The sequence below is a fragment of the Acidobacteriota bacterium genome, assembly GCA_016195325.1.
GTDB lineage: Bacteria > Acidobacteriota > Polarisedimenticolia > JACPZX01 > JACPZX01 > JACPZX01.
In genome coordinates this window covers 41,994-53,813 of the sequence record JACPZX010000092.1, presented here as the reverse complement: position 1 = coordinate 53,813, position 11,820 = coordinate 41,994, and the positions used below count along the sequence as shown (strand labels likewise).

Sequence of the window (11,820 nt, the reverse complement as noted above, 5' to 3'; positions counted from 1 at the left end):
GCCCTCAAGGGGCCGTCGCGCAGGAAGGAGGCCGACTCCAAGACCTGAATCGGGACCAGCGTCGCTTCGCTCCGATCACGATGCCGATCCCGGTGATCACGATGGACCGATCTCAGTGATCACGATGACCGAAATGCGCACAGGGGATCATCCTGGGCTGAAAGACGATCGAGCGCCTCCCGGAGCTTCTCGTAGTCTAAACCTGTGAGCGAGCAGAGACTCGCCTGGTCTCCCTTCCGGCGTTCGCTCCAGCGCCCCGCCAGAAGAGCGCGTCGAACAACTTGATCAACTGGAGGGCGGGCCCATGCGGGCGTGTGCAGCTCCTGCTTGTTCGCCAAAGTCCGGCGAAGCGGGATCAGGCTTGTCCTGGCGAGTCGGCCCGCTTCGTCAGCCGCCCTCTCCTCCATCCCGGCGGCGCGCAAGACTACCGCCGCCTCAGTGGAGTCGATGGGTGGAAGCTCGATGTCCTCTGAGGGTCCACCAATCACCGACGTTACGATGTGGTGCGGAGACCCAGAGGGGATTTCGCGAGCCATCTCCTCGCGGAGGGGCACCAGCACCAGGGGGTGCGGCTGCGTGATCAGCGTTCTCCAGGCGGCGAGGTCTTCAACAATCGCGACACGTGGGAGAACAAATGACGAACCGGAGGTCGGATCTCCGTGAACAGCGGCAGCGATGAAGGCGAGAACCTCCTCCCGACTTCCCCCTTGGATGGTCGTAACCTGGGGAGCCCCTCCGAGGCGGGATCGAAGCTTCGCCACGGCGTCCGCACGACCAGCCAGAATGAGCTCTGGGCTGAGGGCCGGAGTCGTGGACCTAGACCACGTTTCCCACCAGTACTCGGCAGATTGCATTCCGTGCGGGTGCAGGCCGAGATGCTCAGAAATCCAAGCGTGCGTGACTGGCGCCTGCTCAAGCCAAGCCTCGATGTCATCGACACCGAAGGCTCGCACCGCCTTCCATCGGCTCTCGCCGGCTCGCCTGGCGGCCCACTCCGCCCGCTTTGTCCAGGGCCGAAGCGAGACAGCAACGTAGGTACACTTGCTCGTCGCCGTTCCGTCCGGAGTGTGGATTCGCTTCTCATAGTCCCCATCGGCCTTCGACCCAGGTTCTCTGTCGACGGACACTTCCCACAGGGACAGCCCTTCAGGGAGGAACGGAGTTGCCTGGGTGGCCCGAACTGTCCCATCCCAGCCGCCTGTCCGGATGCCTTCGCCAGCAGGAAAGCCAATCTCCACAACCCCTGCACCGGTCTCAAGAATGAGGCGCCTAATCAGACGCGGAAGTTCGGCGCTGGCCCCGACGGTGTCAGCCCACCTCAGCAGTTGTTCCCGATCGGCGAAGCCCGGTCGAATCATCATCCCCCCCAGCTGCTAGACACCAATGCGTGCGCACTCTCTCAGAGCGCCGCGAAGACTGCGCTGACCTCCCGAAGGGGTGTTGAGTTCGAGAATGCGTGAACGAGGCTGCCCTGCGTGCTGCCCCGACGCATGTCGATAGCTCGGGTCTCATGATTGTACGAGAATGCGTACCTCTCGGCGCCGATTCTGGCCCAGAGCACGTTCTTCATCTCACCCTCCCGCTCAAAAACTTTGAGCGGTTCGTCGTCCATGCGCCAGAGGACTGCCCCGGCCAGCGCGAGCACGACATGACTCACATCGTCCGCGTGATCGGCGGCTCGCTTCATGACGCCTTGGATGTAGTTCCGCAGCACATCGACATCGGAGACCGTCTTGGGCATCGTGACCTCCTTGCGTGATTCCCGGGCCCATTGTTCGAGTCACTCGATCCTCGCGCCATGAGCTGGGCAATGCAACTCCTTACAGGTAGAGAGAGCCACCGGCCCAGTTCGTGTTCAGCGAAGTCCCTGCGAGATGGATCGCTGGCGGCCCCGCGGCTTCGGCGCCATGTTCCGGAAGCTCAGGATGTTAACAGCATGCCGCCAGGGCTGTTAACCCAAGCAGCCTCTTGGTCAACAGGAAGAGAGAGGCCGAGAGAGGATTCGGGGAATTCCCGGGCAGATGTACGACCTCGATCGGAGTTCTAGTTAACACCGAGAGAGTCGCCCCCGCGATCCCCGCGCCCCGCCAAACTCCCCGCCCCCCGCAAAGAAAAAAGCCCCGACCGCCTCTCGGCGATCGGGGCTTCTTCTATCTTCACCCCCATCAACTCGGGGGAACGATGACTGGCTCCTCAGGTAGGATTCGAACCTACAACCCTTCGGTTAACAGCCGAATGCTCTACCATTGAGCTACTGAGGAACGGATGGCGATGGACCGCCGGGAGCAGCGATTATGGGCACCCCGGGGCGACCCGTCAACCACGTCAACCGCGACGATCCCGACTAGGCCTTCACGTACGTGATCGACATCCCCTGCACCCACTTCCCGCCCTGATCCATGTGGATCGTGAAGGTGTACTCCTTCGGCGAAACCGGGTGCGTGACCATCTTCATCTTCATCTTGCCCTGGGGGGTCTCCGCCTCGGTCAGGTAGACCAGATCGCCGGCCTCGACGTGGCCGTGGCTCACCATCCCCGACGGCTTCATGCTGTCGAACCAGGTGTGGACGAACGTCTTCGAGTTGGCGTCGTACGTCTCGACCCCGTGACCCTCGAAGGAGCCCATCGCCCCCTTCGAGTGGTAGTCGTGGATGAGGGCGAGCTTGCCGAGCCCCCACTTAATCGACGACGTCCCCTCGCCGGTCCCGCCGGCCGGGTTCCAGGGAGACGGAGCGTGAGTTTCGCGGGTCTTCCATTCGCCGACCATGAAGTTGAGCTTGTCGTGCTCGGGGGTGCGCTGCGGCATCATGTCCTTCATATCGCTCATCGATCCTCCTCTCCCGGCAGGGCCGGGATGGCGCGAAGCGGGAAACAAGGTTCTGGGGTGCCGTCATTCTAGGATGTATTACGCGTGGCGGCGCTATCGTTTTCAGACGGCCAGAAGATTCGGGCGCACGCCGAGGAACTCCCGGAGCTTAGAGAGCGCCTGGCCGCGGTGGCTGACGGCTGACTTGGCGGCGGTCGGCATCTCGGCGAAGGTCTTCCCCGCGGGATCGTAATAAAAGACAGGATCGTACCCGAACCCGTTCGAGCCGCGCGGGGCGGGGAGGATGCGGCCGCGGACGAGCCCGTCGAAAGTGGCGACCACGCGCCCGCGATCCGCGAGGGCGAGGGCGCACTCGAACTGCGCGCCGCGGCGGGCCTCGGGAAGCCCCTCGAGCTCGACCAGCAGCCGCCGGCAGCGGCCGGCGTCGTCGAGCTTCGGGCCACCGTAGCGGGCCGAGCGCACCCCGGGTCCGCCGCCGAGGGCGTCCACGCACAGCCCCGAGTCGTCGGCGAGGGCGAGCCCCTGGAAGACGCGGCTCGACTCGACCGCCTTGAGGACGGCGTTGCCGCGGAAGGTGGACTCGTCCTCGGGGAGATCGGGAACCGAGGGAACGTCGCGAAGGGAGAGGAGCGTGAGGCCCGGAACATCGGCAAGCGCCAGGGAGACCTCGCGGAGCTTGGCGGCGTTCGTCGTCGCGACGAGGAGTGGCCTTCCCATCGTGGGGGAGATCAGCGGGTGTTGGGGGGGGCGGGCGGCGCGGCCCGCAGGAGGGGCGTCAGCGCGTCGCCGAGCGCCTCGCGCTGGACCGAGAAGAGGTGATCCGTTCCGGCGTCGGCGAAGGCGAGGAGGCGCGTGAGGTCGTCGCGGCTGAAGGGGGTCTTCTCGGCGGTCCCCTGCACCTCGACGTAGCGGCCGGAGTTCGTGCGGATGACGTTCATGTCGACGTCGGCCTTGCTGTCCTCGTCGTAGTTCAGGTCGAGGAGCGGCTCGCCGTTGAGGAGGCCGACGGAGACGGCGGCGACCATGCCGGTGAGTGGGGGGCGCGTGACGACGTATTTGTGGCGCACCCAGGCGAGGGCCTGCGCGAGGGCGACGTAGGCGCCGGTGATCGAGGCGCAGCGCGTGCCGCCGTCGGCCTGGATGACGTCGCAGTCGATCCATATCGTGCGCTCGCCGAAGGAGGTCATGTCCACGACGGCGCGGAGCGCGCGGCCGACGAGGCGCTGGATCTCGAGGGTGCGCCCCGACTGCTTGCCGCGCGTTGCCTCGCGCTGCGTGCGCTCGCGGGTGGCGCGCGGGATCATCGCGTACTCGGCGGTGACCCAACCCTGGCCCTTGTCCTTGAGGAACGGCGGGACCTTGTCCTCGACGCTCGCGGTGCAGATGACGTGCGTCTCCCCCGCGCGGATGAGGGCCGATCCTTCGGCGCTCTTGATGACGCCGGTGGTGATCGTCGCGGGGCGGAGCTGGTCGGGGGATCGTCCGTCGGGTCGGGGCATGCGGAGGAGACTACCACAGGGTGGGCTTGCCAAATCCCCTCCCCTTGCCAAATCGATGGCGCGCTCGCAGGGTTCGCGGCCTAGAATTCGGCCCACGGAAGCCAACCTTCAGGAGGCCCGACCATGAGCCCGATGCCCCCGACGAGCCCGAAGACGCGTGAAGCCGTCCAGATCGTGACCGCCCACCACCAGAGAGAGGGGGCCGGCTTCATCGTCCGTCGCCCCTTCCCGACTCTCGAGCTCGACCAGGCCGACCCGTTCCTTCTCATCGACGAGATGGGGCCGGCCGACTACAAGCCGGGCGAGGCGGTCGGGGCCCCCGATCACCCGCACCGCGGCTTCGAGACGGTGACGTACATGCTCGCCGGCGAGTTCGAGCACGAGGACTCGGCGGGGCATCACGGCTTCATCCGCCCGGGTGACGTGCAGTGGATGACGGCCGGCGGCGGCATCGTCCACTCCGAGATGCCTTCGAAGGAGATCCGCGAGAAGGGGGGGCGCGTCCACGGCTTCCAGGTCTGGGTGAACCTCCCGGCGAAGCTGAAGATGTCGCGGCCTCGCTACCAGGAGATCGCCGCGGCGGGGATCCCGACCGCGAAGTCGCCCGACGGCCTCGCGCGCGTGCGCGTCGTCGCCGGGGAGGCGCTCGGCGCGAAGGCGGTCATCGACACGCACATCCCCATCGTCTACCAGGACTGGTCTTTCGACGCGGGGGCCGACGTGACGGTGCCCCTTCCCAGGGAACTGCGCGCGATGGCGTACGTCTTCGGCGGATCGGTGCGGGTGGGCGATTCGGGGGCCGAGATCGGCGACGGTCAGCTCGCGGTCTTCGGCGAGGGAGAGAGTGTCAGGTTCCGCGGACAAGTCGGCGCCAACGGCGCCGACGCCAACAAGCCGGCGCGGATGCTCCTCCTCGCGGGGAGGCCGATCGGTGAGCCGGTGGCCCGCTACGGCCCCTTCGTCATGAACACGGAAGGAGAGATCCGGCAGGCGATCCGCGACTACCAGAGCGGGAAGATGGGCGAGATCACGAGGACGGCGGAGCTGCGCTGACGGCTCAGCTCCGGGTCCCGCCTCCTATCGGCGGGCCGTCGGTCTTCGGGGGCGGCTTGTCGTCGGGGGGCGGGGCCGGCGTCTCCGTCTCGGGGGCAGGGACGGCCCGGGCCGGTCGCGGCGCGTGCGTCGTGCCGGTGCCGACGAGGCTCATCTCGGGAAGGAGCGGGTGCGAGAGGTCGAGGTGCCCGCCGAGGTCGTCCACCTCGTCCCCTTCCACCAGCAGCTTCACCTTCTGGATCTCGCCGAAGTTCGACGAGAGGGTGTTGACGATCGCGTAGACCGCCTCGACAGCGTCCGAGGATCCGTGATCGAGGCCGTCTTTGAACTCGGCGCTGAGATCGACGTACGCGACGCCGTCGTTCGACAGGAAGAGCTCCCGCGTCTGCGTCCCCGGCGGGACTGAGGGAAGGAGTCCCGCCTCCGACCCTTCGAAGAGGGCCTGAAGGGTCTGCCGCGCGCGATCGTTCACGGTGGCGGTGCGGAAGATGCGGCGCTTCTCGGGGGCGAGCGCCTCGCCGTCGGCACGGAGGAAGTACAGCGTCACGTCCATCTGGTTCGCCCCGCCGGTGAAGACGGGGGTCTCGATCGAGGCGGGGCCGGCGGCGGCGGGGCCGCCCGAGGCGGCTGAGTTCGCGTCCCCTGGGAGGGGCGCGGCGGCCGAAGCGGCGCCTCCGGCCGGCATCGGGGTGACCGCCGATTCGGTCCCCGCGGCGGGCGGCGCCGTCTCCCCTCCCCCCGAACAGGCCGCACAAGCAAGGACCGAAACGCCGGCGAGAAGCGACGCCGCGGCGAGGGCTGCGATCCCCCTCAAGGGTTGGGACCGCCTTCCGTGGGGACGGCGCTCAGCGCCCTCTCGGTCTCGTCCTTGAAGCGGACGATCGCCGACTGGAGCGCGTCGGCGACCTTGTCCTTGAACTCGCTCGTGACGAGGAGCTTCTCCTCGGTGTCGTTCGACAGGAACGCGACCTCGACGAGGACGGCGGGCATCGTCGCCCCCATCAGCACGGTGAAGGGCGCCTGCTTCACGCCGCGGCTGTCCACCTTGAGCAGCCGGTTCATCTCGTCCTGCACCACGTCGGCGAGGCGGCTCGAGCTGACGATGTGCTCCGACTGCGCCATCCCCCAGAGGACGAGGTCGAGATCGTTCTGCGAAGCCTCCGCCGCGGCCGCCTCCGGGGCGTTGGGATCGGCCGGCTGGTTCGGGTTGCCGTCGGTTCCGGGGGGAACGGCCGGCGGCGCGTTCTCCGCGTGCGCGAGCGTCATCGCCTCCTCGTCGCTGGCCGTCAGGGCCAGGAAGTACGCCTCGGTGCCGTGCGCGGAGAGGCGCCGCGACGAGTTCATGTGGATGCTCACGAAGAGATCCGCCTTCGCGTGGTTGGCGATCGCGGTGCGCTCGCGGAGGGGGACGACGCGGTCGTCCTCGCGGGTGAGGAGGACGGTCGTGTTCGGCAGGCGCGCGAGGCGATCTCGAAGCCGCTGCGCGATGTCGAGGCAGAGATCCTTCTCGAGGACGCCGCTGCGACCGACGGCGCCGACCTCCTCCCCGCCGTGGCCGGGGTCGATGACGATCGTCCGGATGGTGCCGGGCTCGCGGGGCGCCGGCGAGGCGGCGACGGCGGCGAGGCCGAGCGCCAGCGTGCAGGCGAGGCGTGTCATCGGTTTCACGGCGCGGAGTATAGAACGGTCAAGGGTTCTCTTCGACGAAGGCTCGGAAGGCGTCACTCTTTCGCTTCGCGTCTTCTCGCAGCGCCGCGTACCCGGGCTGGGCGCGCAGCCCCCTCATGCGGATGTCGTTTTCGTACGCCGGATAACAGAAGAAGCCTCCGTCGATCGCCTTCTTCATCAGCTCGAGGGCACGCCCGTAGTCCCCGATCCAGGCGAAGTGTCCGGACTCGTTGAAGACCACCTCCGCGTCCGGGGAGAGCTGATTGAGGCGGGCCTCGTAGATCTTTCGCGCGGACGCGGTCTCTCCGTCGAGGACGAAAAGCGCCGCCCGGCTGTAGTCCGAGAGGGTCCCGTTCGGATCGGCGGCGATGACCTTCCTCGCGTACCCCCGCGCCTCGTCGGCGCGTCCCCGCGCGACATCTCTCTCCATCCGGTTGTAGTCGGCCCACGAGCTGTCGTCGAGGGCGAGAAAGGGGTCCATCCGATCGAACGCACCGGCATAGAGGAAGATCCGCGCACCGCTCCGGAACTGCTTGTTCTGCGGGTCGATGGCGATCGCTCTCTCGGCCTCCCGCATGGCCTCGGGGAGGAGCGCCGTGTAACGGAAGAGATACGACAACAGGAAGTGGGTCCAGGCGTCCGAGGGCTTGACGCTCAGCCGGCGCTTGAACGTCCGGTACGCCTCCTCATGCTGCCCGCTCTCGACGAGCTGGATCCCGGTCGAGTAGAGCGCTTCGGTCAGATCGGGGTTCAGCTCGAGCGCCTTCCGCCGGGTCTCCTGCGCCCTCGCGTAGTCGGCGGGGCTCCCTCCCGAGTAGAGCGCCAGGTCGTACTGCCGCAGCGAGAGCGCATTCCATGCCGGGGCGAAGAGGGAGTCCTTCTTGAGCGATTGCTCGAGAAAGTCGATGGCCCTCCTGTCCCCGTCGGCGGTCCCCGGCTCCCCGCCCGCGCGCAGGAAGAGATCGAACGCCTCCCGATCCTTCGGGACGTCGGCCCTGAGGTGCGACGCCTCGGCGGGCGACAGCGTGACCTTCATCCCGTCCACGAGGCGAGAGACGATCTCGTCCTGCACGCCGAGAAGGTTGTCGAGCTTCGCGTCGAAGAGGTCCTGCCACTGCACCCGCTCGCCGGCGAGGTCCACGAGCTGCACCGAGATGCGCAGCGTGCTCCCGTCGGCGATCATCGTCCCCATCAGGAGATGGTCCACGCCGAGATCGCTCCCCGCCTGCTTCGGGTCGGGGGCGGCGTCGCGGTACTTCTGGACGTACGCCGAGGGGCGCACGGTGACGGCGTCGAGGTACGTGAGCTTGGAGATCACCGCGTCGGCGAGGGCGAAGCCGAGGAAATCGATGCGCGCGTCCTTCCGCACGTTCTGGAGCGGGAGGACGGCGATCTTCATCTGCGGCGCCGCCGCCGCGGGCGATCCGGGAATGGCTTGACCTGCCGGCGACGGGCCGGGGGGCGGGAGATTCGGCGCGTCCTGGCGCTTCAGCCAGGAATTGACGGCGGCGGAGGCGACGAGAAGGCCCACCGCGATCGCGGCCTTCGGGAGCAATGCGCGTCCCCTTCCGGGTGATTCCTCCCGGGGCCGCGACGCGCCCTGCCCCTGCCCCGACGTCGACTGCCGCACCTTCCTCAGATCTGCGAGAACCTCCTTCGCGGTCTGGTAGCGCTCCTCGCGATCCTTCGCGAGCATCTTCGAGATCACCCACTCCATCGCCGAGGGGGCCGCGGGGACGAGCGTGCCGATCGGCTGCGGCTCCCGGTTGAGGAGCGAGTCGATCGTCTCGACGCTGGTCCGGCCGGCGAAGGGGTGCCTCCCCGCCACCATCTCGTAGAGCGTGACGCCGAACGAGAAGATGTCGCTCCGCGCGTCGACGTCGGCGCCGCGCGCCTGCTCGGGGGACATGTACGCCGTCGTCCCCATCACCGCGCCCGGGGCCGTCACGTTCTGATCGGCGGTGTTCATCTCGGTGAAGGGGGTGAGGGCGCCGCCGGCCTCGAGGGCGCGCGCGAGGCCGAAGTCGAGGAGGCGCGCGTGGCCGCCCGTGTCGAGCATCACGTTGTCGGGCTTGATGTCGCGGTGGACGATGCCGAGGCCGTGCGCGGCAGCGAGGGCGTCTGCCACCTCCATCGCGACGCCGAGCGCGCGATCGAACGGCATCGCCCCCATGCGGAGCGCCTCGCGGACGTTCGTGCCGTCCACGTGCTGCATGACGAGGTAGATCCCGCGCTCCGGGTCCTCCTCGACCTCGTAGATGTGGACGATGTTCGGGTGATCGACCGCGGCGGCGGCGCGCGCCTCCCTCAGGAAGCGCTTCCTGCGCTCGCCGTCCTTCAGGAGGTGGGGCGGGAGGATCTTGATCGCGACGCGGCGCTTCAACCGCGTGTCCTCCGCGAGATAGACCTCCCCCATCCCTCCGGCGCCGAGCTGCGAGAGGATCCTGTAGGGGCCGATCGCCTGGCCGGCCTCGATCACCGGCCCACGTGGATGAGGCGCGCGCGCGCCGCCGCTTCGAGCCCCGCGACCTTGAGCTTCCATCCCGGCGGGGCGCCGGAGCCCGCGGCGAGCGGCTCGAAGGAGACGTCGAGAGGGGTCAAGCCCAGCATGAGCGTGGCCTTCCCCGAAAGATCGGCCGCGGCGGCAGCGGCTCCCGACTCCGCGGCCGTGAGGTGCACCTCCCCCTCGAGGGCGTCGGCCGACTTCAGCGTTCCCCAGAGTGTGAGGCCCGCGCCCCCTTTCACGATTGGCCTGAGCGTGTCCGCGACCCCCGGAAGGAGGATGGCGATCGTGTCGAGCGCGGCGCCCGCGTATCCGGGCTTCGCCGTGAGGAAGATCGACGCGCTCTCGGGGCGGAGCGCGGCGAGAGCCTTCGCGCCCGCGCCGTCCGCGGCGGCCATGGAGTCGACGCCGCTTCGGACCGCGTCGCCGTCCCTCGCGAGGAGGGCGTTGGTGCCGACGAAGCTGACCCAGACCGGCACCTCCTCGCCGCGCGACTCCGCGTTGACCCGGAAGATGTCCTGGTCCCCGTGCAATTCCTTCTCGATCTTCTTCCCGCGCCAGGCGATGAAGCTGAACATGGCGTGCAGGATGCGAAGGGAGTTCCCCGCGGGCGAGAGGCTCAGGCCGAGCATCGGCGGGGCCGCCTCGCCCCCCGGGCCTTCCTGGCGCCGCATCACGAGGACCGCCGGGAGGAGCTTGTCGATCTCCGCGTCGGTCGCCTCGCGCCTCGGGATGTTTCCGAGGATCATCGTCATGGGCACCGGGACCTTCGCGCTCTCGGGGATCTGCGAGCTCCTCGCGGCGTTCAGGAAGACGCGGACGAACTCGCGCGCGCCGGGATCCTCGGATCGCAGGTGCACCTCGGCGTAGACCGCGGTGGCAGTGTCGTAGAGGCGGGGCCCCGCGAGCGGCACGCCGGGGGTCTTGACCCAGTGGACGAAGAGGGAGAAGGCCACGACCACGAGGACGACGAGGGCGCCGGAGCACCCCAGGCATCCGAAGAGGAACTTCTGGCCGCGCGAGTAGGACATTCCGACCTCCGGCCGCGAATCTTACCACCGGGGATCCCCTTGACAACCCTCGCCGTTTCGGCGTATTAGTCCCCCCGTATCCGACCCTCACGAAACGCGACACGGAGGCGCGCATGCGGCCGCATCGAGCTTGGATCACGGCGGCGGGGCTCGCGCTCGCCCTCGGGCTCCTGTCGCGCGCCCCGGGGGTCGCGGCGGCGCCGGCGACAACGTCGGCCGCCGATCCCGCGGTGAAGCCCGCGGTGGAGAAGGAAGCGAAGTTCCTCTCCAAGACCTACGTCGTCGATCGCAAGTACAAATCGATGCTCGGCCCCCAGAGCACGCAGGTCATCCACCTCGAGGATTCGCCCGCCACGGAGCTGCTCTGGGTCACGGGGTTCAAGGCGGTGATGGTCGGTCCCGACGGCGAGACCCCCGCGTCGCAGGAGTTCATGTGCCACAGCAACCTCGATCTGAACATGACCCAGCACCGGAGGATCTTCGACATCACCCGTGAGTCGCCCAACCGGATGTTCACCCTCTCGCAGGGGCAGCAGGAGATCCGGTTCCCCGACGGGTTCGGCGTGCCCATCCTCTCGAGCGAGCCGTTCATGCTCACGACGCAGGTCCTCAACCACAACGTCGAGGGGCAGACCTTCGAGATCCGGCACAAGGTGACGGTCGATTTCGTGAGGGACAGAGATCTCAAAGCGCCGATGAAACCGCTCTTCCAGGTGTCGGCGAACGGCCTCGTCCTGATCGAGGGGAAGGACGGCCATTTCAACCTCCCGCCGGGCGACGACAAGGCGCACGGACCCGGGTGCCTTCCTGGGACGGGGGCGAACGACAAGAGCCGCGTCTTCACCGACGATTTCGGCCGGAAGTTCGCCGGCCACTGGCTCGTGAAGCCGGGGCGCGAGGTGAACCACACCAACACGACGAAGTTCATGAGGCTGCCGTACGACACGACCCTCCACTACATCGCGGTCCACATGCACCCGTTCGCCGAGAGTTTGGAGCTGCGCGACCTCACCACCGATAAGAGCCTCTACTTCAGCAAGGTCGAGCCGACCCACGGGAAGATCGGCATCGACCACGTCGATCACTTCTCGAGCGCCGAGGGGATCCCGCTCTACAAGGATCACGAGTACGAGCTGGTGAGCGTTTACAACAACACGACGAACGCCGACCAGGACTCGATGGCCGTCATGTACATGTACGTCCTCGACAAGGAGTTCAGGCCGCCCCACCTGTGAGAGG

General features: G+C 67.9%; 11 protein-coding genes and 1 tRNA gene. 2 read left to right on the top strand and 10 right to left on the bottom strand.

Translation table 11 applies throughout. The features are described 5' to 3' along the window. Positions 1 to 119: 119 nt before the first annotated feature. The 6 genes from HY049_16550 to rph form a co-directional block, all read right to left on the bottom strand. A complete protein-coding gene (locus tag HY049_16550) occupies positions 120 to 1,361 on the bottom strand; it encodes a hypothetical protein (GenBank protein ID MBI3450507.1) in 1,242 nt (413 codons plus the stop codon). 38 nt (positions 1,362 to 1,399) lie between these two features. Continuing rightward, positions 1,400 to 1,741: a hypothetical protein gene (locus HY049_16545; protein MBI3450506.1), complete on the bottom strand. Its 342-nt coding sequence runs from the start codon at positions 1,739 to 1,741 to the stop codon at positions 1,400 to 1,402. 445 nt (positions 1,742 to 2,186) lie between these two features. Continuing rightward, positions 2,187 to 2,261 (bottom strand) — tRNA-Asn (locus tag HY049_16540). 83 nt (positions 2,262 to 2,344) lie between these two features. Next, a complete protein-coding gene (locus HY049_16535; protein ID MBI3450505.1) occupies positions 2,345 to 2,827 on the bottom strand; it encodes a DUF1579 family protein in 483 nt (160 codons plus the stop codon). 102 nt (positions 2,828 to 2,929) lie between these two features. Further along, positions 2,930 to 3,544 (bottom strand): RdgB/HAM1 family non-canonical purine NTP pyrophosphatase, encoded by a 615-nt coding sequence (rdgB, locus tag HY049_16530; protein MBI3450504.1) that lies wholly within the window; start codon positions 3,542 to 3,544, stop codon positions 2,930 to 2,932. 11 nt (positions 3,545 to 3,555) lie between these two features. After that, on the bottom strand, positions 3,556 to 4,326 hold the full coding sequence (rph, locus tag HY049_16525; protein ID MBI3450503.1) for a ribonuclease PH: 771 nt from the start codon (positions 4,324 to 4,326) through the stop codon (positions 3,556 to 3,558). A 132-nt stretch (positions 4,327 to 4,458) separates the two neighbouring features. Between rph and HY049_16520 the strand changes: the two genes are divergently transcribed. Next, a complete protein-coding gene (locus HY049_16520) occupies positions 4,459 to 5,379 on the top strand; it encodes a pirin family protein (GenBank protein ID MBI3450502.1) in 921 nt (306 codons plus the stop codon). A gap of 4 nt (positions 5,380 to 5,383) precedes the next feature. Here HY049_16520 and HY049_16515 read toward each other — a convergent pair whose 3' ends face one another. The 4 genes from HY049_16515 to HY049_16500 are packed head-to-tail and all read right to left on the bottom strand — an operon-like array spanning position 5,384 to position 10,581. Further along, positions 5,384 to 6,193, bottom strand: coding sequence for a GerMN domain-containing protein (locus HY049_16515; GenBank protein ID MBI3450501.1), 810 nt, complete (start codon positions 6,191 to 6,193; stop codon positions 5,384 to 5,386). Continuing rightward, positions 6,190 to 7,047 carry an N-acetylmuramoyl-L-alanine amidase gene (locus HY049_16510; GenBank protein ID MBI3450500.1) on the bottom strand — a complete coding sequence of 286 codons (858 nt, stop codon included), beginning with the start codon at positions 7,045 to 7,047 and terminating at the stop codon, positions 6,190 to 6,192. The genes HY049_16515 and HY049_16510 overlap by 4 nt, the downstream gene beginning before the upstream one ends. 19 nt (positions 7,048 to 7,066) lie before the next feature. Then, entirely contained in the window at positions 7,067 to 9,526 is a 2,460-nt protein-coding gene (locus HY049_16505; GenBank protein MBI3450499.1) for a protein kinase, read from the bottom strand. Continuing rightward, the gene (locus HY049_16500) at positions 9,523 to 10,581 is read right to left on the bottom strand and encodes a hypothetical protein (protein MBI3450498.1); all 1,059 of its coding nucleotides are present in this window, start codon (positions 10,579 to 10,581) and stop codon (positions 9,523 to 9,525) included. Before HY049_16500 ends, HY049_16505 begins: the two co-directional genes overlap by 4 nt. Before the next feature lie 113 nt (positions 10,582 to 10,694). Here HY049_16500 and HY049_16495 point away from each other — a divergent pair, with 113 nt between their 5' ends. Continuing rightward, positions 10,695 to 11,816 carry a hypothetical protein gene (locus tag HY049_16495; GenBank protein MBI3450497.1) on the top strand — a complete coding sequence of 374 codons (1,122 nt, stop codon included), beginning with the start codon at positions 10,695 to 10,697 and terminating at the stop codon, positions 11,814 to 11,816. The last annotated feature ends 4 nt before the right edge of the window (positions 11,817 to 11,820 follow it).